Source organism: Staphylococcus sp. HMSC072H03, from assembly GCF_001809305.1.
GTDB lineage: Bacteria > Bacillota > Bacilli > Staphylococcales > Staphylococcaceae > Staphylococcus > Staphylococcus hominis.
In genome coordinates, this window is record NZ_KV796914.1 from 328,322 (window position 1) to 349,979 (window position 21,658).

The following is a 21,658-nucleotide window of genomic DNA, read 5'->3' on the forward strand; positions in this document are numbered from 1 at the left end:
ACATGGCAAATCCAATTAAAATTGGTGTAGGCGGTCCTGTAGGTGCAGGTAAAACACAATTAATTGAAAAACTTGTACGTCGTCTATCAAAAGATATGAGTATTGGCGTGATTACAAACGATATTTACACAAAAGAAGACCAAAAAATCTTAGTGAATACTGGTGTTTTACCAGAAGATAGAATTATCGGTGTGGAAACGGGTGGCTGTCCACATACAGCAATTCGTGAAGATGCATCAATGAACTTTGCTGCAATCGATGAATTATTAGATCGTCATGAGGATATTGAACTTATTTTCATCGAATCAGGTGGCGATAACTTAGCTGCTACTTTCAGTCCTGAATTAGTAGATTTCTCTATTTATATCATCGATGTAGCTCAAGGTGAAAAAATTCCACGTAAAGGTGGACAAGGTATGATTAAATCTGATTACTTTATCATTAATAAAACAGATTTAGCAGAATTTGTTGGTGCATCACTTGACCAAATGGCAGAAGATACTAAAACATTTCGTGGCAATCGTCCCTTCACATTTACAAATTTAAAAACCGACGAGGGTTTAGATAATGTCATTGAATGGATTGAACGCGATGCATTACTTAAAGGATTAGCTTAATGGTACAACATCAATTCGATTCAAAACCTTCTTGGACTGGACAATTGAATCTCACTGTTTTTAATAATGGTGAGCGTTCTGTTGCCCGTAATATCTTTTTCGAAAAAGCGTTAAAGGTTATTCGTCCAATTTATTTAAATTTTTCTACGATTCCAACATTTTATATCGTAAATGTTGGCGGTGGTTATTTAGATGGCGATCGTTATCGTATGGATATTAATGTTGAAGAAGATGCTAAAGTCACTTTGACCTCTCAAGGTGCAACTAAAATATATAAGACGTTAAACGATTGCGTGAAACAATACCAAACATTCAATATAGCAAAAGATGGTTATATGGAATATGTAGGAGATCCTATTATTGCTTATGAAAGAGCAAAGTTTTTCCAACATAACGTCTTTAATTTAGATAAAAGTGCATCAATGTTCTATACCGATATTTTAACCCCAGGCTATTCTGAAAAAGACACACCATTCACTTACGACTACATGCATTTAATTAATGAAATTTATGTAGATGATGTGCTTATCACCTACGATAATTTACGCATGCACCCAAGTGAAACAAAAATGAGTTCGATTGGCTATATGGAAAACTATACACATCTTGGTTCGGCTTATTGTATACACCCTAATATAACGCAAAAATTCATTGAAGATGTGTATGATGAAATTAAAGATTATACAAAGCAATACGATTGCCGTATTGGTATTACGCAATTACCTACACATGGTTTTACAGTACGTGTATTATCTAATCTGACACAAGAAATTGAAGAAGTGCTTACACGCGTCCAAGCTTATATTGCTGATAAATTGTATCATCGTCAACTCGACTTTTTAAGAAAATATTAATTAAAATACACCTTATATCATGAGTATAAAGACTCGATATAAGGTGTTATTTTTTTATACTTATTTTTCTATTTTATTTATTATCATTAAATATATATTGATAGATATCATGCGAAACTTGTTCGAAATCGTCAACATTAAGTGAAAGATAGAATTTGAGTTTAGGTTCTGTTCCTGAAGGACGTAATGCAACAAATCCCTCATCAAAGATCAACCGAATCACATTTGACTTTGGCAGAGATATCGTTTCAATTTTATCATCCCGTTTATTGATTCTCTTTTGACTTTGATAGTCTTCAACTGCTATCACTTTTAATCCGCCCAACGTATCTGGAATGTGTTGACGAAGATGTTCCATTAACGTTGCAATCTCTTGTTGACCTTTTTGCCCTTCAAATACTTTAGATATAGGTTGGTCACAATAATATCCTATTTCTTCGTAAATGTCAGTTAATGCATCGCGTAAGGTTTTGCCTTCATTTTTTAAAATTGACGCATATTTGATCACAAGTGGCACAATTTGAATGGCATCTTTATCTCTCACAAAATCTCCCGCAAGATAACCATAACTTTCCTCGTAAGCAAAGATAAACGCTTCATCGTTATTTAATTCGCGAATGGCCTTGGCAATAAATTTAAAACCAATTAAGACTTCCTTCACAGTGACTCCATGTTGCTTTGCGAAACGTTTTCCTAGTTCACCACTTACAATGGATTGAATCATGACTGGATATTTAGGAAGCGTCGTATGATCAACTAAATATTTAATCATTAACGCACCAATCTCACTACCATTAAAATAGTGAATATGACCATCATGATCTCGTTCAACGAATCCCATTCGATCCACATCAGGATCTGTCGCAATGATTAAATCAGCTTTAGAGTATTGGGCTTGTTTGATAGCTAAATCAAACGCTTCATGTTCTTCTGGATTGGCGCTTTTTACAGAACTAAAATCAGGATCAATTTTACATTGTGAGTCAACAAGTTCAATGTTATTAAAGTGAAGGTGGCTTAGCACCTTCGGAATAATAGGTGTTCCTGTACCATGCAAACTCGTATACACCACATTTAAGTTTGATGGAGGTATGTCACCAATCAATTGGCTAATTTCCGAAAAGTAGTATTTATTAATCTCTTCTGGTAAGGGTAAAATATTTTCTTTAATTAACGCCTCATTTAATTCAATTTCTAAATGAAGTGGATCATCTAATTGCTCAATATAATTAGCCACTTCAAGTGAGGCGATATCATCGAGCTGTGCTCCATCAGCACCATACACTTTAATGCCATTATAGTCTTTAGGATTGTGACTGGCTGTAATCATAATGCCTGCAGATGTTTGAAGAAACCTCACTGCATAGGATAATTGAGGCGTTGTTTGATATGTATCTGATAAATACACTTTTATATGATGTGTTGCTAAAATATGTGCGATAATGTCTGCAAATTCTGCTGATAAATGACGAATGTCATAATGAATGACAATGGAAGGTTGTGCCATATTATCTTGTAAATAATATGCAATTCCTAAAGCTAGACGTTGAATGGTATATCGATTTAAACGTCCTGGACCTAAACCAAATTGACCACGAATACCTGCTGTTCCAAAGGAAAGTGTCGTTTCAAACCCTTCTTGTTGAAATTGATATGATTGTTGGTCATAGAATGTTCCTACGAGACTATCTGCTTTATGTGTTATCCAATTGTCTTTCATCCAATACTCCTCTCATACATGATGTATGTCCTATTCTTTTCTTTAGTATAATCGATATCTATTTATGTTTCACATGATACTTATCTTTTTTTAATTAAAATCCTATCTACAATAATACAATTCAAAAACACCCTCACTACGATAAGTAAGGATGTTTTTAATTGTAATTTATAGCTATTTACGATTGAAATTGATAGCTTTCATGTCCTTTAGCGAAACCTTCTACTGTATAAATCATTGATCCACCTTCTGAATTATTCTCAATATCATTGGTACATATTAACAATTGATTTGTACCTGGAATAAATTGCGGATGCGTAGAACGCAACATTTTCCCTTCATCACGACCTGGCATCAAGATTTGACCAATAGGATACCCTCTTTTATTAAAGACAAGAACTCGGCCTTGTCCATACATTGCAACATATAAGTTGTCATCACTATCAATACAAACAGAATCAGGTCCTTCATGACCAGTAAAATAATACGGTATGGTTGCTCCAAACGGTGCAATAGTCACACCATCATCTTCTAATTGAATACGGTGAAGGCGATTCGTCGTTGTTTCAGTTATCCACAGTACTTTTTCATCAGTACTAAGTGCGATACCATTAGCAACAGAAATATTTTGTATCACTGGTGTTACCGTTTTAAAATCAGGAGAAACGTAGTAGACGCCACCTTTAGGATTCGTTGAATACCCTCTAAAGTCGGTGAAATAAAAACCACCTTTACTGTCAAATACCATATCATCAATACAATAATCTGTATTGATTTCTGAAATAATCTCTTCAAAGTGTTCTCCATGTTCATCAGTTGCAAAAATACCACCTGTAGATTCAAAGTCACCTAAGTAACATGTAAACAATCGTCCATCTTTATGAATTTTTACTGCAGCTGGATTTTGTTTTTCTGATTGAAACGCTACAGAAATATCTTTACTTGGTAGATTAACTTTGAAAATCTTTCCACCAAATACTTCACATAAAAATAAGTTATGTTCTCTATCAAAATTAAGTCCTTCAAGTTGAAGTCCTTCATCTGAAATTTTTAGCCATGGTTCAGCTGTAACTGTTTGTAATTCACTTTCAGAAACAATAGGAACCACACTTTTAGACTTACCACTATACGTTAATTTAGGTAATTCATTATTTGTCATATTAAATAAGCCTCCTTATGTCATTCATTTACATAGTTTATTATACGCTTGAAATATTCTAAACTTAAGCTTACTATATGTAATCGATTTCAATAAGTAAAATGTTTCTCCTTGTATAGGTCACTTGGCTGATTTATGAGCGCAAATATTGAAAGAAGTTATAATTTTGTTAAAATATTATAATGTCGATTTTTATATAAATAACAATTTAGATACGTTTAACATACAGATAAATTAACTTTTAGAGGAGAATCAGAAAATGGATTATAGAGTGTTATTGTATTACAAATATACAACAATTGATGACCCTGAAACATTTGCTACTGAACATTTAGCATTTTGTAAAGAACATAACTTAAAAGGTAGAATCTTAGTATCTACAGAAGGTATCAACGGTACATTATCTGGTACAAAAGAAGATACAGATAAATATATTGAACATATGCATGCAGATGAACGTTTTAAAGATATGACTTTCAAAATTGATGAAGCTGAGGGTCATGCATTCAAAAAAATGCACGTACGTCCTAGAAAAGAAATTGTTGCTTTAGGTTTAGAAGATGATGTTGATCCACGTGTGACAACTGGTAAATATTACTCACCTAGTGAATTTAAAGCTGCATTAGAAGATGATGACACTGTTATTTTAGATGCACGTAATGATTATGAATTTGACTTAGGTCATTTCCGCGGTGCCATTCGTCCAGATATTACACGCTTCAGAGATTTACCAGATTGGATTCGTGAAAATAAAGAAAAATTAGACGGTAAAAACATTGTGACTTATTGTACGGGTGGTATCCGTTGTGAAAAATTCTCAGGCTGGCTTGTAAAAGAAGGCTTTGAAAATGTAGGACAATTACATGGCGGTATTGCTACGTATGGTAAAGACCCAGAAACAAAAGGTGAGTACTGGGATGGCAAAATGTACGTCTTCGATGAACGTATTAGTGTCGATGTGAACCATGTAGACAAAACAGTGATTGGTAAAGAACACTTTGATGGCACACCATGCGAACGTTATATTAACTGTGCAAATCCAGAATGTAATAAACAAATTTTAGTATCCGAAGAAAATGAAGCAAAATATCTTGGCGCATGTTCATATGACTGTGCCAAACATGAGCGTAATCGCTACGTTGCAAAACACCATATTAGTGATGAAGAATGGAATCGTCGTTTAGAAAACTTTAAAGATGTTCCTGAACATATTCACGCATAATGACATGTACCCTTTATAAGTATCAACCTACTTTTAAAGGGTACTTTTACATACTTACTGTGCTATAATAACTTAAATTAAAACTTACATAAGGTGATTTTGTTATGAAGAAGCACAGTAAAGATTACTTCCATCTTTTTTATAGTCAGCTATTCGCAAATACTGGAGACGTGTTAACCGTTGTCGGTTTAATTTCGGTAGTATATAGTATAACCTCAAAAACAACTGCCGCTTCTATGATTCCAATTATTTTTACTTCCGGACTCTTTGTTAGTAGCTTTATTTCAAATTATATTTATCAGTATTTTACTCAAAAACAAGTATTGTGGATTTTTCAAGGGCTTAAACTTGTGAGTCTATCCATCATCGCAAGTCTACTTATATTCGAGGAATCTCCAATATTTATTTTTATTCTACTATTTATAAATGCTCTATTTGATGGCTTTACCAATCCAATTAAGAATGCGATGATTCCTTTTATTGAAAAGAAAGAATACATAACGTCGGCAAACGCTTTAATGAATATGATGAGTAGTATGGTTCAATTGTCGACATGGGCATTAGGTGGATTTCTGATGAGCCTGATTGGCGCTAAATATTTATTTTTATTTGCGCTTGTACTAGAAATCCTATCCTACTTCTTTATTATTCAACTTTCAGAACGGCATATTTATAATAATGAAAAAGAAAATATATTAAATAGCTTTAAAACTGTATTACATCATAACTATTCCAATAAACTGAGTTTATATCTAAATCTATCTACAATTTTCGAATCTGTCGCAACGTCCATTTGGGTTGCTGCAATTATTCTTACATATACGAGAACATTTTTACATGTCGATGATTTTTGGTTTGGACTCATCAATGCTGCCTTCTTTAGTGGGACGATTATTGCTGGATTATGGATAAATGGTAAAGATCAATTTTTCACAAAAATAAGTTACCCTGTTATTATTTACATTCCGCTCATATTAGCGTTTATTAATGTCAGCTTTATCCTACATAAATCTGTGTTACTTGCTTTACTCATGTCATTATTAATGGGGATTTTCGAAGATTCACGCTATATTTCTTTAAACTCAGTTGTACAACGTGAAGTATCAAAAGACATCCTGACCTCCACCTATATACTGAATAATTTATTAAGCAGTGTATTTTTCTCAATTGGTACTTTAGGTATTTCTCTTGTTGTAGATCATCAAGGAGTGATGTGGGCATATGTAATTAGTGGCGTTGCTTATGTGTTAACATTTATTTTAGGTATATATTTTAAAACAGCGATTAAAAATTAATTTACGAGGAGACGACGATATGTGTACAGGCATTACATTTCGAGCCAGCAATGGAGATGTTATTTTTGGAAGAACGATGGATTACGATTACCCTTTGAATGGCTTTCCTGCAGTTCAACCTCGAGGATACTCCTTTAAATCGCATGTCGACTATAAAGGGAAAACGTTATATGCCTTTGCAGGTGCTGGTTCTGATATGGAAGGTTTTGTTTTTGGAGATGGCGTCAATGAACATGGACTTGCCATGTCAAATCAATACGATCGTGGATATGCGTCATATGCGACAGACATTCGTGACGGCTATATCAATATTTCGCAAACAGAAGTCCTTGTGTGGGCGCTCGGCTATAACAGAAATATTGAAGAACTTATTGAAAATGCGAAACATGTTAACGTTGTAGCCTATTCATATAGTGATATTAACGAAGTTCCTCCCTTACATTATCATTTATCTGATGCTTCAGGGCGCACTGTGGAAGTGACATTTGTTGAAGGACGTATCGTAGTGATTGATAATCCAATTGGCGTACTCACAAATAACCCAGATTTAAATTGGCATTATGAAAATTTGAAACACTATATGCATGTGACACCATATAAAATTGATAATACATTTTCAAAACAATTTAACTTAGGGAATATGGATGGCACATTCGGTTTACCTGGAGGGTATACATCTGACGAACGTTTTGTTCGCGCAGCTTATCTTGTTCATCACTTATTACCAGATAGCGATGATCATCCTATCTTAGATGCATTTAGAATTTTAGACCATGTGAGTGTACCAAAAGGCGCTGTTCGCCCTTCTGACAATGGATTTTATTATACGTTATATCAAACTGTCTTTAATTTAACGACAAAAACACTCTATATTAAATATTATGACTCTAATACCATTACAGAATTACAACTTACCGATGACTTAATAAATCGTGACAATTTGGTAGTCTTTTCGAGAAAGAATAAAGGGTTGTATACTGAAAAGGTGAATGGATAACATATTTTTAAATCTAATAAAGTACCTCTCTTACATCAAATTGTAAGAGAGGCTTGTTATTTTTTCACTTTTATCATTCTTTATTTTATCTATAAACTAGTCCACCATCAGTTAAAATGGCTTGTCCTGTAATATAATCTGAATCTGATGATGCTAAGAATGATACTAAAGATGCCACATCTTGTGGTTCTTGATAACGTCCGAGTTTAATTGCTGATGAGAACTGTTCAAATGCTTCACCTGGTTTTAGATTACTATCTAGTTTAACCATTTCAGCATCAATACGATCCCACATTTCAGTTTTAGCAACTCCAGGACAATAAGCATTCACCGTAATACCTTTTTCAGCTAATTCTTTCGCTGCAGTTTGAGTGAGAGAACGTACTGAATGTTTAGTAGCACAGTATGTACCTAATACCTCATAAGATTCATGTCCTGCAATACTGCATGCGTTAATGATTTTACCTTTACTATTTTGCTTAATAAACTGTTTTGCTGCTGCTTGAATTCCAAATAACGTGCCATATACATTTATATGGAATAATTTATCCAATTCATCTTCTGTAATATCTAAAATAGGTGATACCGCATCTACACCAGCATTATTTACAAATACATCAATTTGACCAAATTCTGCCACTGCAAATTGAACTAATTCTTCTTGCTCTTTTTTCTTAGATACGTCACTATGAAATGCTACCACGTTGTATCCATTCTCTTTAAACTCTTGTTCCGTTTTTTCTAGAGCTTTTTGATTAATATCTTGAATAACAATATTAAACCCATCATTGGCTAAACGTTGAGCAATTCCTTTTCCTAACCCTGCTGCTGAACCTGTAATGACTGCTGTTTTTGTCATAATACCACTCCTTTTACATAATTATTTTACCCCTCTAGTTTAATTTTATTCTTAATTTTAAATTATTCACAAACTGTTCATATATCTTTTACGTTGCCTTATATCCTCATTTGTTTAATGATAGAAATAAGTGTTTTATACCTTACGTATTAAACTGTAAAAAATTAAAGGAGAGGCTTTATGAATATTTTAGTGACGGCATTTGATCCGTTTGGCGGAGAAAAGGTAAATCCGGCATTAGAAGCGGTTAGACAACTGGACCCTACTATTGGGGCACATACCATTACAACATTAGAAATCCCAACTGTATTTCACAAATCAAAAGATGTGATTCAACATGAATTAGAACATCATCATTACGACGTGGTATTATCGATTGGACAAGCAGGGGGACGTTTCAATATTACACCTGAACGTGTAGGCATTAATATTGATGATGCACGTATTGCAGATAATAAAGGACATCAACCCATTGATGTTGCCATTCATCCAGATGGAGCGCCAGCTTACTTTTCAAATCTTCCTGTTAAGGCAATGACCGAAGCAATTAAAAAAGCGGGTGTTCCAGCAAGTTTATCGAATACCGCAGGCACATTTGTCTGCAATCATGTGCTTTATCAATTAGGCTACCTTGCAGATAAGTATTATCCTAACTTACTATTTGGCTTTATCCATGTGCCCTTTATTCCAGAACAAGTCATAGATAAACCTAATACACCTTCGATGTCTTTAGATACGATTACAAAAGGACTTACAGCAGCAATCAATGCGATTTCAGACCACCCTGATGTTAAAGTAGCTTTAGGAGAAACACATTAGAAAATAAGATGATTAGTGATATGTAAGATACAATTTCTATAATTAAAACGATTTTATTTGTCTACAAAACATATAATTTTGTAGACATTTTTATTTTCAAAATAAATGTTTCCATGTATCATTAATAAGTGACGAATATAAATTGAAAGAGGTTTTAAATTTGAAAAAGCATCTGCTTTTGTCATTCGCAATGTGTGCCTCCCTACTATTAACTGGATGTACACATGATCAACATCAACACAAAGAAGTGAAAGTATCTCTTGCACGAGAATTTAACCCGACCCAGTTAGATGCACAAGCGTTTGATGTTCCGATGCCTGTCTACAGTGCAATATATCAACCTCTTGTTACATATGGAGAAAATGGAAAGATTGAGCCTGGTTTAGCTAAATCTTGGGAAGTATCTAATAATGGAAAAGATTATACATTCCATTTAAAACACAACATTAAATTTAATGATGGGTCAACTTTTAACGCAAAAGCAGTCAAATTTTCAATTGAACGTGCGAAAGCAACCGATAAAACGAATCCTATGGAAACCTTGGATAAACTGAAATCGGTCACTCTTAAAGATAACTATACCGTAGACATTCATTTAAAAACACCATCTAATCAGGTATTAAATGAGTTATCACAAGTCCGCCCCCTTCGTATCATGAGTCCAAATGCCGTCAAAGATGGTAAAACGACAGGTCAATTTGAAAAAGCGATTGGTACAGGTCCATTCAAAGTAGCAAATTCAACAAATGAGACTGTGTCTTTTAAACCAAATCCATATTATCGCAACCATCATCCACTGGATTATGACTTAATATTTCAAACTATTGAAGATAGCGATTCACGACATCTTGCGATTGAAAGTCACTCTATCGATATTACTGGGGGATCTCTAGGACATTTGACTCCTCAACAAATCAAGGAATCATACCGTAATCAAGATTTAAAGGTAAAACAATATCCAAGTACAGAAACACAGTTCATGGCCTTTAATCCAGAGGTCTCATTACTTCAAAATAAAAAGATGCGCGAAGTAATCAGTAAAGCGATTAATACTGATCACTTATCATCAAATAAGCAGCTTAAAGGATTATTCCAAGACGGCGTAGAATTCGTGAATGATACAAATCAACACACCCATTCATATAATCCTACTCAAGCGACACGCTTATTAGAACAATTAGGCTATAAAAAAAATGATCGGGGCTACTTTGAAAAAAATGGACGAGACCTTTCTTTAAAATTAGCGCTACAAACTGATGAATTTCCTGAATGGAAAACAAAAGCAGAAATTATGCAACAAGATTTGAAAAACGTAGGTATTCATTTGGATATTAACGTTTTAGATGCCCAAACGTATTATGAAACACTCACTATCCGAAAAGATTATGATCTTATTTTCTATCGTTCTTATACGAATGCGCTCATGCCATATAACTTTTTAAATGCACGCTTTAAGCAAGACGGAGATAAGCCCGGTATGTTCGCAAACGATGTTCAGCTAACAACAATGCTTAACCGCTTCTCAACCATTACCAATAAGGATGATCAACAACGTGCATTTAATCACATCTCACATCGCATCAATCAACAGTATCTTGAAGTGCCAATTGCTTATCCAAACGAAGTGTTTGTTACAAGTCCTAAAATTAAGCAATTCGAATTCTCAGGACAAACGGATGCACCCATTAATTACGATAAATTGAAGGTATCTCATCATGATTAGTATGATTAAACATTTACTTAAACTTATATTATATTTCATTATTATTTCGTTTATCTTATTTGTGCTACTTGAACATACAACTGGAAATCCAGCGATTCAATATCTACATGAACATGGTGTCGCACAAATCACAGATGAACGAATTAAGATGGCTCAAGATAAACTTGGATTAAGCCAAGCATTGCCTATTCGTTATTTACAATGGTTAGGCCATGCATTTACAGGCGATTTAGGCACGAGCTTTAGTAACGGCGAGCCTGTCACTGACCGTATTGCTAAAGCCGTTGCTCCTACCTTGAAACTTATTTTTATCTCAGCTATCATCTTATTTCCACTTGGCTATATTATTGGCTATCTCTGTGGGAATTATCCTAAGAAAAAGTGGTCTACATTCATATTACGTGCGTCTCAAGTGGTGACATCACTACCAGAATATTGGTTAGCCATTATTTTTATTTACTACTTCGGTGTGAAATGGCATCTTCTACCATTTGTTGGAAGTTATAGCTTTGAATACTTTATTCTACCTATCGCTATTTTAGTCCTAGTTGAAGGGAGTCATATGGTTTTACTCAGCAGTCATCTATTTGAACGTACACTTCGTAAGGAAGCATACCAACTTGCCTCATTACGTCAGTTTAAATTAAAAGATCGTATTTACGTACAAGTTAAAGACATCTTAGCGCCATTACTTACGATTACAATTAATAATTTTATTCGTTTATTCAGCCGAGTCATTATCTTAGAAGTCATTTTTAGTATTTCAGGGTTAGGAAAATTGCTTATTATTAGTATTAATCTTCGGGATTATCCACTCATTCTAGGTATTCTAATGATGATGATTACAATCATTATGATATTGAATTTCCTGGGTGATATTTTACTAGAAAAAAGTGACCCTCGTTTGAATATGTCGAAAACGTTAGGAGGGCGAGTAACGTATGAAGATTAAACGTTTCATATGGCCTATTACGATAGTCATTTTAGTTATACTCGCTTATGTCCTATATGATAAAGCAAATCAAATTCATCAATCTCAAGCATTACGTCCCCCAAGTTTACATCATTTACTTGGTACGGATGATTTGGGTAGAGATTTTCTAACACGACTATTTGTAGGTAGCTTGATTACACTTGGTCTTACTGCATTCATTATGATAGGGACAATCGTGCTTGGACTGATTATTGGTCTTATTTCAGCTATAGTAGGTAAATGGTTAGATTCTATCATTATGGCACTTGCAGATATGTTAATCGCTTTACCAGCTATCATTATCGCGCTTGTCGTCCTTGGTTTTATTAATAATTCTGTAGTAGGATTATGTCTTGCACTCATCATCGGCTGGCTCGGTCGCTATTTGCGGTATTTCAGAAATTTAGCACGTGACACGATGACACAACCGTTCGTTAAATTTGCGCCACTTAGTGGGATGTCGAAGTTCCAAGTTACAATACATCACATTGTGCCACATCTCATCAGCGACATTATGGCACTTGTTACTGCAGATTTTGGTAAGTTAATGTTAAGTATTTCCGGTCTCGCCTTTATTGGTTTAGGAGTAAAACCCCCTATTCCTGAATTAGGCGCCATTTTACATGACGGTAAAAGTTATTTCTATTCTGCGCCCTGGTTATTTATCTTTCCAGGTGTCTTATTAGGAGGGTTCGCACTCATATGTCAAATACTCAATCGTCGTCACATTCATTAGATACAGTCCTTTATATCAATGATGTATCTGTTTATCACAAACATGAACCATTACTTAAACAGATACATTTAAAGATTGAAAAAGGAAGCTTTCATTGTTTAATTGGAGAAAGTGGGAGTGGTAAATCTTTACTTACACGTACTGTACTGAATATGAAAGAAGATGATTTAACCTATCGTGGTGAGATTCATCTCGATTTAACACAAACGGATGCAATGTTCCAAGATGCGAATCGCAATTTTTTCCAAAATGTTCGTATCAACCGCCACTTTGATGCATTGTTTGACTCTATGTCATCTTCATTAACACGTGATCAGCAAAAAGCATTTGTATTACGTCAATTTAAACATCTCGGATTGGACCAACCTGAATCCATTTATTATCAGTATCCTTTTGAATTGAGTGGTGGTATGGCACAACGAGTTGCACTTGTCATGGCTATTGTAAGAGAAGCACAGTTTTTAATTACAGATGAACCGACTAGTGCGCTAGATCAACACAATCGTCATAGTTTAATGGCTCTACTACATCATGTAGTGACAGAACATGATATGACAGTGCTATTTGTAACTCATGATTTAAACTTAGTCTTAAACTATGCAACGCATATTAGTGTCATGCTAAACGGAAACATTGTAGAAACAGGGCGTGCTTCTGATATTTTACGTGATCCTCAGCATGCTTACACGAAGCAATTGATTGAACTAGCTAATAGGAGATATCAATATGTTACAGATTAAACAGTTAAATAAAGCTTTTTCTAATAAACAGATATTTAAAAATTTTAATTATACATTAGAGACACACGATCATTTATTGATAAGTGGCGTAAGTGGAAGCGGAAAGTCTACTTTGGCTCAAATTATTGCAGGATTAGATTCAAATTATCAAGGTACACTCATATATAACGATTTAGAACTTGGCCATATTTCACAACACAAATGGATGAAACATATCCAATATGTGCCTCAATATCATTCGAGTACACTTGATCCAAATAAAACAGTTCATTGGATATTAAAACAACCTTTAATTCATTTTCATTATCCTAAGGCTATACATGAGGACAGAATAAAAGAAGTCATGTTGCAATGTAAGTTAGAATCACAATTACTTGGTAAAAAAGTGAGTACTTTAAGTGGTGGCCAATTCCAAAGGCTATGGATAGCAAAAGCTTTGCTTGTAGAACCAGATGTCTTGATTTTAGATGAAGCAACAACAAATTTAGATATGGTGAACGAAGATATCATCTTACAAATGTTAAGAGAATTTCAACATTTACAGTTAATTATCATTACGCATGATTCATATTTATTGCAAGCTTTACCTGGTAAACATTTAAATATTGGTTAATTCAAAATAAAGAGTGGGACAACGAGTTTTGTCTCACTCTTTTCATAAACAGTTCAATTCTTTTATAAAGTAAGTTGTAGGTTGAAATCAGAGTATGTTATGTTCAAGTTGCAATATACATAGTTCAAATAAAAACATTAGAGGTGATACAACCATGACTCAACAAGGTATTACAGAAACACGTATGCATTCAGATTCAAATCTTGACTCTCATTATCATAAAAAAGATGAACGTTATCCTAAAGGGAATCGCTTCTTAAATGTTCTTATTTTTATAGGATGGATGTTACTTGCTCAGATTCCTATTGTTCTTATTTTATTTATTACTAATTTTTCTGCAAAAATGGATGTTACAAGTGGAACACTAGCAACATTATTATTTATGCTGTTAGCCGCTGTCGTTATTTGGCTGGTTAGACGTTATTATCAACGGCATACATATGAGCCAATTAAACCGTTTAAACGCAAAGATATTATGATTAATATCGGATGGGCACTATTACTTCGCGTTATTGTCATTGGAATGAGTTTTCTAATGATGGCAATAACAGGTCAAGCACAGACAGAAAATGATAAGGCATTACTGGGTAACTTTCAAGGCGCGAAACCTTCTCCCGATCAACTTGGACAAGCGTTTCCTGTCATAGTATTTGCACTTACCCTTACGTTTGTAGCTCCCTATTTAGAAGAATTAATTTATCGAGGTATCTTTAAAGAGACACTATTTAAACGTAGCAGTTTTTGGTTACCATTTATTTTATCTTCACTTATTTTCGCTTCTCAACATGGTATTTCAAATTGGGTAGCTGTTTTAATGTATATCACAATGGCGATGATTTTTTATCTCGCTTATCATCGTCGTCATAACGTTAGAGATAGTATGATGGTTCATATGATTCATAATGGCGTGACGGGTATTGTGATTATTGTGAGTTACTTTATCGCAATGTTTAGCTAAAAAAGTATACCAGTTAAATGAAGTCGACAACTATCTCGCCAAAAAAGGAGTGGATCGGAATTCATTTTGAATTCATCGGCCCACTCCTTTTTTAATTCATTCGATTAATCTATATCAATATGATTTGAATCCTCATTAAACGCTTCAGTTTTAATATTTTTATCTTCCAAGAAATTTGTAATATCTTGTTTTTCTCGATCATTTACAATATCTTGATCTTTATTCACTTGCTCAATATCATTAAAAATAGATGTATCATCATCTGATTTTAATGATATTTCTAAACTTTTTTGCTCTATGCGATTGGCTGTTGAAATATAACGACTTATTTTATCAGTATAGATCGCATAGTCATTATTTGGCATCTGATTATTTTGAATGTATTGTGCAAAATTTGTATCATTCTCATTCTCTAATTGAACAAGTTTTTTTAATTTATTTGCTTCTGTATTGGATAATTTTTGATTGGAATATAATTTTATTTTATATGTATTGATCGTATCGTTAATCTTTTTGTCAATATTAATATACTTTTTAATATCTTTTTTAATCGTTTTCTCAGAAATCTGTACATGTCGTACTGATGTTTTTTCAAAAACATGATCCGGTACCTTTGTATCTGATTCTAGACTGATATCTTGATCATCAGAACTCTTATTGTCTTCTGTTGAATGTTCTTCTTGTGTATCCGCTTTGTCCGAATGGTCACTATCCTCTTTAGACAATCGATGACATCCCACTAAGCCAATAGATAATATGAGAATAAGCATTACTACCACTATCTTTTTCATAACTTTTCTCCTTAACTACGTTTATTTATCTTTACTTTAAGTATAGAACAATTACGACTACTTTTGAATGCGTTATAAGTTGCTATCTTTATATGGACTACGGCACATTAACAGAACAATAATCACAATGGTATAGCCTATGGTAGAGACGATAGATGTTTCAAAACCAAACTGTCCTCCCGTAAGCACCATATTTTTAAAACGTAAAACATATTGAAAGACGTTATAGTCAGTTTCTTTTGTAGTGATATAAACGACTTGAAAGACATTCCAAAAGAAATGTAAAGTGATACTCGCCCAAATGGTGTTAAATCGATATGTTGCTATACCAAACATCATACCAACTAAAGTGCCACTAGCTAACAATAAAAGGAAACTTGTAACATTTAGAGCACCATTCAATAAATGAATCACGCCAAAAAACAGTGAAGTACCAACGATTGCGATTCGAATGTTCGTTTTCTTTTCAATATAGCCCATTAAAAGACCTCGACACACCATTTCCTCGACAATAGCACCAGCTGCAGCTTGCATAAAAATAATGTAACTCAAGTCGTGTATCGTCTTACTGATTGAGTTAAAATGATGTATCTTAAAATCTCCCGGTATAAAAATAAAGTAAATCGCATATACTACGCACGGTAATGCAATCCCTAAAATCAAATAAATCGGATGAAATACAGGTTTTGTAATTCGATATGAAGATAGCGCCTCTTTAAATACATGAGTAATTATCCATCTTACGATGAAAAATGTAAGTAAAATATAAGTGATACTCGATAAAATTGTTCCAATTCCATAAAATGGTATCAATGTATCAAATAATAGCGCAATCGTTTGAGAAATAACCATAATGATTATCGCTAAAAGAAACATACCAACAATTTTTATTATTTTCATTTTTATTCTCCAATATAAGTGATGTATATAAATTTATCATAGCATAGAAAAAAGAGTAAGATTGAATTGACAATGAATTCATTTTCCTACTCTCTTAATATTAAAAATCAATTTCTTTTTGCTATTTTAGATATATATGTAGAAGCTTTATTTTTGTCGTAAATCGTTAAACCAGTAATATCTTTTACATTTTTAGATGGTACAAGCAAGCTTACGATATAACCTAAAATAAAAGCAACTAAAAATGAAATAATTGATACGTAAAATGGTGAGTTTCCTCCACCTATTCCATGAAGTAAATAAGCGATAATTACTCCTGCAAATAGTCCGACAATGACACCAAATGTATTTGCACGTCTTGTGAATATCCCAACTGCAAATATTCCAGCTAACGGCACACCAAATAATCCAGTAATAAGTAAGAATAAATCCCATAAATTATTAGAATCTGCTGCAATTAAATACATCGAAATACCATAGCTTAATAAACCTGCTATCACAATAATTAATCGAGCAAATTTCACTTCTGATTTATCATCCCTTTTTCCAAAGAAGCGATGTTTAATATCTTCAGAAGTACATGCTGAAATTGAATTTAAACTTGATGAAATTGTTGATTGTGTTGCAGCGAATATTGCTGCAATAAGTAATCCACCAATAAATGGGGGCATTTCAGTCAAAATAAAATATGGAACAATTGATGATGTATTAAAACCTTTAGGCAATGTTTCTTGATGCTGATAAAATGAATACATCATCGTACCCATGCCATAGAAAATAGGCGCTGAAATTAGTGCTAAGACACCATTTGTCCATAATGATTTTTTGGTTTCTTCCATAGATTCTGATGCTTGATAACGTTGTACTACATCTTGGCTCGCTGTATATTGATGTAAATTATTAAAAATATTTCCCAGGAAAATAATTGGGATCGCCGCTGCTGCTGAGTTAAGTTTCCAATTATCTGCGCTAAGAATTTTTTTATTCGCAATAGCATCATGTACAATTGTGCCAAATCCACCTTTTATTTCAAAAGCACCGATGATAATGATAAGCAGTGCTCCACCAAGTAAAATGACACCTTGGATAAAATCGCTCCAAACGACTCCTTCGAATCCACCTAAAAATGTATATAAAATACATAAAATACCTACTAAACTTGCTACAATGTATGGATTAATATCAGATACAGCAGTTATTGCTAAAGTTGGTAAATAAATAACGATTGCAATACGTCCTAAGTGAAAAATAATAAATAATAATGATCCAATTAAACGTATACTTGGTCCAAATCGTGCTTCTAAATACTCATAAGCTGAAGTTACATGTAATTTTTTAAAGAATGGAACATAAAAAGCAATTAATATTGGAATGATTGCTACAATTGCAATATTTCCTGCTATATAGGCCCAATCAGTTAAAAAAGCTTTTTCAGGTGTAGACATAAACGTAATTGCACTTAATGTAGTCGCATAAATAGAAAAGCCAATTGCCCACGATGGTAAACGTCCGCTTGCTTTAAAGAAACTATCAGTATCTTGACTTGCACGTTTAGTAAAATAGGCACCTACTAATAACATTGCTACAAGATAGACGATAACTGCTATCCAATTCCATAACCCAAATCCTATATGTTGCATAAGGATCACCCCTTGTTTATATTCTGTCGTTTAAATTGTGTCGTAATTACAAGCTATAAGTTTCAATTAATTGATTTAATTCTTTACGATTTGCTTCATTAAATGGTGAAAATGGACGTTTAGGTACTCCACCATCGATGCCTCGTGTTTTTAATATTTCTTTTAAAGTAGGGTAAATACCCATGCTTAAAACTGTTTCAATAATATTATTAGTATCGTGTTGAATTTTATAAGCTTCTTCAATTTTACCTTCACGAGCTAAGTCATAAATTTGACGTGCACGACGGCCATTCACATTATATGTAGAACCAATTGCACCATCTACTCCAGAAATAACTGCTTGAACTAACATTTCATCAAATCCTGACAAAATCAACTTATCTGGAAATGCTTTTCTAATTCTTTCAAGTAAGAAGAAATTTGGCGCAGTATATTTTACTCCTACAATTTTTTCATTATTAAACAATTCTTTAAATTGGTTGATACTAATATTTACACCAGTCAAATCTGGGATGGCATAAATTATCATTTTATTTTGCGTTGCTTCAATAATATCGAAGTAATATTGCTTAATCTCTTCAAAAGAAAACGGATAATAGAATGGTGTTACTGCTGATAATGCGTCATATCCTAAATCTGTGGCATACTTCCCAAGTTCAATGGCCTCATTTAAATCTAGTGAGCCTACTTGAGCAATTAATTTCACATCATTTCCAACCGCTTCTTTTACAACTTTAAAGATTTGTTTCTTTTGTTCTTTACTAATTAAGAAATTTTCTCCAGAACTTCCATTTACATATAAACCGTCTAATTGTTCAACTTCTATTGCATTCTTTGCGATTTGTTTTAATCCCTCTTCTTTAACTTGACCATTTTCATCAAATGGGACAAGTAACGCTGCATATAATCCTTTTAATTGTTCTTCCATTCGAAATCCTCCAATATATGATCTGAATTTTTTATAATTTTATTATTAATTCAACAGCAATATATTCTATTTATATTTCGAATTGTAAACGCTATCATATTTTTATACAATACTATATGAAAAATATTAACAAATAATTCTAAATTTGATGAAAATAATTTTCAAATTAAAACTAGAGTACTAAAAATGATTTATAGTAGTTATAAAGAAAACTAAGGAGGTTTTTTATATGTATAAAATTGCAGTTGATATCGGGGGCACTAATATAAAACTTGCAGTAATTAACAATGAATTAAACATTATTGATTATAAAACAATTGCTACTCCAGACAATATTCACATTTTAATAACGAACGAAATATACTTAATCATTGATGCATTTATAAAAAAATATCAGCTTAAAAATCCTCACATTGGTATCTCAAGTGCTGGCGTTGTAGATTCAACTCGTGGAGAAATTGTTTACACTGGACCAACTATTCAAAATTTTGATGGTACAAATTTTTTAAATGTTTTCAAGGAATTGTCCTCAAATATAACTGTTTACAACGATGTAGATGCAGCATTACTTGGGGAGCTTTCTTTGCATAATTATGAAGAAAATAACATCTTTTGTCTTACTTTAGGAACAGGAATTGGCGGTGCATTTTATAATAAATCTATTGGAATCTATCAAGGTGCACGTCATCGAGCAAATGAAATTGGTTATTTGCTTTATCGTTCTTCCGATGACAAAACATTTGAACAAAGAGCTTCAACTTCAGCGCTAAAAGATTTAATGCTATTACATCACTTTAAGTATGACACTAACGTACCAAAATTATTTGAATTAGCTGAAGAAAATGACACTGTAGCAATCAATATTTTAGAAGAGTGGAGCCATTCAGTAGCTGAAGGTATCGCTCAATTACAAATTATCTATGATCCTGAACTTATCTTGATTGGTGGAGGTATCTCTTCTCAAAAAGATACACTATTAAAATATATTAAGCCTAAAATTCATTATTACCTTCCGCCTCATTATGGAATAGCACGTCTTCAGACGACTCGAAGTGGTAATAATGCAGCTTTGTACGGTGCAATACAATAGTAGTTATAAACATGGAGGACTACGCATTCTAGTCCTCTTATTTATTTGCTCCCATGGTTTAGCACAACTTGACGTGTTTGTTGATAGAGTTTATGCATGTAAGGATCTCCAAGAAGAATGTAACTCACAAGATCTAATAAAAAGTGAGTTGCAATTTGTGAATTAATAAATCTTGTATCATTATTATTGGACTGCGCAGACGTAATCAGCACTAAATCTGCATTTTTAGTAATTGTGCTTCCTTCAAAATTAGTAATTACAACAACATAAGCGCCTTGATTTCGTGCTATTTTAGCCGCATCGATAAGCTCACTTGTTTCACCACTATTTGAAATTGCTACAAACATATCATTCGATGATAATAATGACGCAGAAATCTTCATTTGATGAGCATCTGTGGATACTAAACCTTTTATCCCCATACGCATGGCACGATAATAAAATTCACTTGCTGTTAAACCTGAACTCCCTAAACCTGCGAAATTCACCTGTCTACATGTTTTTAAATTATGTGCTAAGCGTTTAATTTTTTCCTCAGAAATAAACTCTCCAGTTTGTTGAATGATATTTTGATGATAACGATGTATAAGTTGTACTAATGGTGCATTTTCTACAGATTTCTCTGATTTTTCATGTTGCAAACTAAACTTCATATCTTGAAAATTATCGTAATTTAATTTGTTACTGAAACGCGTTATTGTAGCTGGCGATGTTTCAATTGCATAAGCCAACGAATTAATTGTTGAGAAACTATCATCAAGTGGATGCTTTTGTATATATTCTATAATTCGTTTATCTGTTTTTGTTAATAAATGACGACAACGCTGAACTCTATTTTCAAATTTCATTTTACAATCATCCTCTTTACTCAATTAAATAGCTTATATCTAATTTATTATAAATGAAAATATTTTTCAATTTATAATTTTAAATTGATAATAATTTTCTTAATGTTATGATATGAGTAAATCAATTCAACAGTATTGTATAAATAACCACAAACTCGATATATTCTATTTATAAA

General features: G+C 33.1%; 21 protein-coding genes. 13 read left to right on the top strand and 8 right to left on the bottom strand.

The features are described from left to right. The first annotated feature begins 2 nt into the window (after positions 1–2). Positions 3–617 (top strand): urease accessory protein UreG, encoded by a 615-nt coding sequence (gene ureG, locus HMPREF2578_RS10300; protein ID WP_017175518.1) that lies wholly within the window; start codon positions 3–5, stop codon positions 615–617. After that, entirely contained in the window at positions 617–1,471 is an 855-nt protein-coding gene (locus HMPREF2578_RS10305; RefSeq protein WP_017175519.1) for an urease accessory protein UreD, read from the top strand. Before ureG ends, HMPREF2578_RS10305 begins: the two co-directional genes overlap by 1 nt. Positions 1,472–1,544: 73 nt before the next feature. On the opposite strand, the gene HMPREF2578_RS10310 is transcribed toward HMPREF2578_RS10305, so the two are convergent. Both HMPREF2578_RS10310 and HMPREF2578_RS10315 read right to left on the bottom strand, forming a co-directional pair. Beyond that, on the bottom strand, positions 1,545–3,191 hold the full coding sequence (locus tag HMPREF2578_RS10310) for a phospho-sugar mutase (RefSeq protein ID WP_048761906.1): 1,647 nt from the start codon (positions 3,189–3,191) through the stop codon (positions 1,545–1,547). 178 nt (positions 3,192–3,369) lie between these two features. After that, complete coding sequence (locus HMPREF2578_RS10315; RefSeq protein WP_061544111.1) at positions 3,370–4,350, bottom strand: SMP-30/gluconolactonase/LRE family protein; 981 nt, start codon at positions 4,348–4,350, stop codon at positions 3,370–3,372. A gap of 259 nt (positions 4,351–4,609) precedes the next feature. On the opposite strand from HMPREF2578_RS10315, the gene HMPREF2578_RS10320 reads away from it, so the two are divergent. From HMPREF2578_RS10320 to HMPREF2578_RS10330, 3 genes are all read left to right on the top strand, one after another. After that, a complete protein-coding gene (locus HMPREF2578_RS10320; protein WP_061544112.1) occupies positions 4,610–5,572 on the top strand; it encodes an oxygen-dependent tRNA uridine(34) hydroxylase TrhO in 963 nt (320 codons plus the stop codon). 104 nt (positions 5,573–5,676) lie between these two features. Next, positions 5,677–6,867 carry an MFS transporter gene (locus HMPREF2578_RS10325; RefSeq protein ID WP_061544113.1) on the top strand — a complete coding sequence of 397 codons (1,191 nt, stop codon included), beginning with the start codon at positions 5,677–5,679 and terminating at the stop codon, positions 6,865–6,867. A gap of 19 nt (positions 6,868–6,886) precedes the next feature. Further along, entirely contained in the window at positions 6,887–7,864 is a 978-nt protein-coding gene (locus HMPREF2578_RS10330) for a choloylglycine hydrolase family protein (protein WP_061544114.1), read from the top strand. 85 nt (positions 7,865–7,949) lie between these two features. On the opposite strand, the gene HMPREF2578_RS10335 is transcribed toward HMPREF2578_RS10330, so the two are convergent. Next, positions 7,950–8,723 (bottom strand): acetoin reductase, encoded by a 774-nt coding sequence (locus tag HMPREF2578_RS10335; protein WP_002449443.1) that lies wholly within the window; start codon positions 8,721–8,723, stop codon positions 7,950–7,952. Positions 8,724–8,903: 180 nt separating this feature from the next. On the opposite strand from HMPREF2578_RS10335, the gene pcp reads away from it, so the two are divergent. From pcp to HMPREF2578_RS10370, 7 genes are all read left to right on the top strand, one after another. Further along, entirely contained in the window at positions 8,904–9,542 is a 639-nt protein-coding gene (pcp, locus tag HMPREF2578_RS10340) for a pyroglutamyl-peptidase I (RefSeq protein WP_049419677.1), read from the top strand. A 160-nt stretch (positions 9,543–9,702) separates the two neighbouring features. Further along, the gene (locus HMPREF2578_RS10345) at positions 9,703–11,265 is read left to right on the top strand and encodes a nickel ABC transporter substrate-binding protein (RefSeq protein WP_061544116.1); all 1,563 of its coding nucleotides are present in this window, start codon (positions 9,703–9,705) and stop codon (positions 11,263–11,265) included. Further along, positions 11,258–12,217, top strand: a complete 960-nt coding sequence (locus HMPREF2578_RS10350; RefSeq protein ID WP_017175527.1) for an ABC transporter permease — start codon at positions 11,258–11,260, stop codon at positions 12,215–12,217. The genes HMPREF2578_RS10345 and HMPREF2578_RS10350 overlap by 8 nt, the downstream gene beginning before the upstream one ends. Beyond that, entirely contained in the window at positions 12,207–12,974 is a 768-nt protein-coding gene (locus HMPREF2578_RS10355) for an ABC transporter permease (RefSeq protein WP_061544117.1), read from the top strand. Before HMPREF2578_RS10350 ends, HMPREF2578_RS10355 begins: the two co-directional genes overlap by 11 nt. Further along, positions 12,941–13,714, top strand: a complete 774-nt coding sequence (locus tag HMPREF2578_RS10360) for an ATP-binding cassette domain-containing protein (RefSeq protein ID WP_061544119.1) — start codon at positions 12,941–12,943, stop codon at positions 13,712–13,714. Before HMPREF2578_RS10355 ends, HMPREF2578_RS10360 begins: the two co-directional genes overlap by 34 nt. After that, positions 13,701–14,327 carry an ATP-binding cassette domain-containing protein gene (locus tag HMPREF2578_RS10365; protein WP_061544120.1) on the top strand — a complete coding sequence of 209 codons (627 nt, stop codon included), beginning with the start codon at positions 13,701–13,703 and terminating at the stop codon, positions 14,325–14,327. Before HMPREF2578_RS10360 ends, HMPREF2578_RS10365 begins: the two co-directional genes overlap by 14 nt. 154 nt (positions 14,328–14,481) lie before the next feature. Continuing rightward, the gene (locus HMPREF2578_RS10370; protein WP_061544123.1) at positions 14,482–15,285 is read left to right on the top strand and encodes a CPBP family intramembrane glutamic endopeptidase; all 804 of its coding nucleotides are present in this window, start codon (positions 14,482–14,484) and stop codon (positions 15,283–15,285) included. Between the two features lie 104 nt (positions 15,286–15,389). Here the strand turns inward: HMPREF2578_RS10370 and HMPREF2578_RS10375 are convergent, their stop codons facing one another. The 4 genes from HMPREF2578_RS10375 to HMPREF2578_RS10390 all read right to left on the bottom strand — a co-directional run bounded on the left by HMPREF2578_RS10375 (position 15,390) and on the right by HMPREF2578_RS10390 (position 19,544). Continuing rightward, positions 15,390–16,076, bottom strand: a complete 687-nt coding sequence (locus HMPREF2578_RS10375) for an NDxxF motif lipoprotein (RefSeq protein WP_061544124.1) — start codon at positions 16,074–16,076, stop codon at positions 15,390–15,392. A gap of 72 nt (positions 16,077–16,148) precedes the next feature. Continuing rightward, positions 16,149–16,976, bottom strand: coding sequence for a CPBP family intramembrane glutamic endopeptidase (locus HMPREF2578_RS10380; protein ID WP_061544125.1), 828 nt, complete (start codon positions 16,974–16,976; stop codon positions 16,149–16,151). 107 nt (positions 16,977–17,083) lie between these two features. After that, on the bottom strand, positions 17,084–18,616 hold the full coding sequence (locus HMPREF2578_RS10385) for a sodium:solute symporter family protein (RefSeq protein ID WP_070508469.1): 1,533 nt from the start codon (positions 18,614–18,616) through the stop codon (positions 17,084–17,086). A gap of 46 nt (positions 18,617–18,662) precedes the next feature. Continuing rightward, positions 18,663–19,544 carry an N-acetylneuraminate lyase gene (locus tag HMPREF2578_RS10390; RefSeq protein ID WP_017175530.1) on the bottom strand — a complete coding sequence of 294 codons (882 nt, stop codon included), beginning with the start codon at positions 19,542–19,544 and terminating at the stop codon, positions 18,663–18,665. 229 nt (positions 19,545–19,773) lie between these two features. Between HMPREF2578_RS10390 and HMPREF2578_RS10395 the strand changes: the two genes are divergently transcribed. Continuing rightward, positions 19,774–20,634: an ROK family protein gene (locus HMPREF2578_RS10395; RefSeq protein WP_002454701.1), complete on the top strand. Its 861-nt coding sequence runs from the start codon at positions 19,774–19,776 to the stop codon at positions 20,632–20,634. Between the two features lie 41 nt (positions 20,635–20,675). Here HMPREF2578_RS10395 and HMPREF2578_RS10400 read toward each other — a convergent pair whose 3' ends face one another. Then, positions 20,676–21,482 carry a MurR/RpiR family transcriptional regulator gene (locus HMPREF2578_RS10400; protein ID WP_002454700.1) on the bottom strand — a complete coding sequence of 269 codons (807 nt, stop codon included), beginning with the start codon at positions 21,480–21,482 and terminating at the stop codon, positions 20,676–20,678. Between the last annotated feature and the right edge of the window lie 176 nt (positions 21,483–21,658).

Excerpts from the sequence above, each read along its gene's own strand:
- ureG (WP_017175518.1), top strand. The coding sequence starts at position 3 with ATGGCAAATCCAATTAAAATTGGTGTAGGCGGTCCTGTAGGTGCAGGT.
- HMPREF2578_RS10305 (WP_017175519.1), top strand. The coding sequence starts at position 617 with ATGGTACAACATCAATTCGATTCAAAACCTTCTTGGACTGGACAATTG.
- HMPREF2578_RS10310 (WP_048761906.1), bottom strand. The coding sequence starts at position 3,191 with ATGAAAGACAATTGGATAACACATAAAGCAGATAGTCTCGTAGGAACA.
- HMPREF2578_RS10315 (WP_061544111.1), bottom strand. The coding sequence starts at position 4,350 with ATGACAAATAATGAATTACCTAAATTAACGTATAGTGGTAAGTCTAAA.
- HMPREF2578_RS10320 (WP_061544112.1), top strand. The coding sequence starts at position 4,610 with ATGGATTATAGAGTGTTATTGTATTACAAATATACAACAATTGATGAC.
- HMPREF2578_RS10325 (WP_061544113.1), top strand. The coding sequence starts at position 5,677 with ATGAAGAAGCACAGTAAAGATTACTTCCATCTTTTTTATAGTCAGCTA.
- HMPREF2578_RS10330 (WP_061544114.1), top strand. The coding sequence starts at position 6,887 with ATGTGTACAGGCATTACATTTCGAGCCAGCAATGGAGATGTTATTTTT.
- HMPREF2578_RS10335 (WP_002449443.1), bottom strand. The coding sequence starts at position 8,723 with ATGACAAAAACAGCAGTCATTACAGGTTCAGCAGCAGGGTTAGGAAAA.
- pcp (WP_049419677.1), top strand. The coding sequence starts at position 8,904 with ATGAATATTTTAGTGACGGCATTTGATCCGTTTGGCGGAGAAAAGGTA.
- HMPREF2578_RS10350 (WP_017175527.1), top strand. The coding sequence starts at position 11,258 with ATGATTAGTATGATTAAACATTTACTTAAACTTATATTATATTTCATT.
- HMPREF2578_RS10355 (WP_061544117.1), top strand. The coding sequence starts at position 12,207 with ATGAAGATTAAACGTTTCATATGGCCTATTACGATAGTCATTTTAGTT.
- HMPREF2578_RS10360 (WP_061544119.1), top strand. The coding sequence starts at position 12,941 with ATGTCAAATACTCAATCGTCGTCACATTCATTAGATACAGTCCTTTAT.
- HMPREF2578_RS10365 (WP_061544120.1), top strand. The coding sequence starts at position 13,701 with ATGTTACAGATTAAACAGTTAAATAAAGCTTTTTCTAATAAACAGATA.
- HMPREF2578_RS10370 (WP_061544123.1), top strand. The coding sequence starts at position 14,482 with ATGACTCAACAAGGTATTACAGAAACACGTATGCATTCAGATTCAAAT.
- HMPREF2578_RS10375 (WP_061544124.1), bottom strand. The coding sequence starts at position 16,076 with ATGAAAAAGATAGTGGTAGTAATGCTTATTCTCATATTATCTATTGGC.
- HMPREF2578_RS10380 (WP_061544125.1), bottom strand. The coding sequence starts at position 16,976 with ATGAAAATAATAAAAATTGTTGGTATGTTTCTTTTAGCGATAATCATT.
- HMPREF2578_RS10385 (WP_070508469.1), bottom strand. The coding sequence starts at position 18,616 with ATGCAACATATAGGATTTGGGTTATGGAATTGGATAGCAGTTATCGTC.
- HMPREF2578_RS10390 (WP_017175530.1), bottom strand. The coding sequence starts at position 19,544 with ATGGAAGAACAATTAAAAGGATTATATGCAGCGTTACTTGTCCCATTT.
- HMPREF2578_RS10395 (WP_002454701.1), top strand. The coding sequence starts at position 19,774 with ATGTATAAAATTGCAGTTGATATCGGGGGCACTAATATAAAACTTGCA.
- HMPREF2578_RS10400 (WP_002454700.1), bottom strand. The coding sequence starts at position 21,482 with ATGAAATTTGAAAATAGAGTTCAGCGTTGTCGTCATTTATTAACAAAA.